At 61.2% G+C, this 624-nt stretch carries 1 pseudogene; it reads left to right on the forward strand.

Annotation, left to right across the window (positions count from 1 at the left end):
- Window positions 1-271, forward strand: a pseudogene (locus AC07UK_RS38850) (IS110 family RNA-guided transposase); the annotation flags it as partial.
- Window positions 272-624: the final 353 nt, after the last annotated feature.

Raw genomic sequence — 624 nt, forward strand, 5'->3', positions numbered from 1 at the left:
CCAGGTCGAGCAAGGCATCAGCAAGGCGGGCAACAAACGAGCGCGCTGGCTGATGATTGAACTGGCCTGGAGCTGGTTACGCTACCAGCCAACGAGTCATCTCACGCAATGGTTCAATGAGCGCTTTGCGCCAGGCGGCAAGCGCACGCGGCGCGTCGGTATCGTTGCACTCGCCCGCCGACTGGCGATTGCCCTGTGGCGCTATCTCGAGTACGGCGAGATTCCCTCCGGGGCAAGCCTCAAACCAGTAGCGAAGGGATGCCGGCCTTGAGCGTGTCAGGGCTAAGCGGGTAACGATAGCAGGTCAGCGCGCCCGTAAACGGGTCGGGCTACCTCTGCCGGGTAGCCGTCGTTTTAGATGGGGCGCGCAGGTAACAGGGGCCAGTTCCAGCGCTTTGCGCATGTGGTATGTGGTGCCCGGCCCTGCGCCGGCACGGATAGAAGATAGTCCGGGCAGTAGCCCGGGCCATTGAGCACCCCGACCTCCGGCTTCGTGCCGCGTCAGTTCGCGAACGAAAATTAATGGCTTGCAAGGAGGAAGAGTATCGCGCAGATATGCCTGCGACTGAAATCCAATACTGAAGGGGCTTGACAACCTCGCCCCCATAGAAGAACCCGTTTCAG

Source organism: Cupriavidus sp. GW821-FHT07C08 (assembly GCF_059419025.1).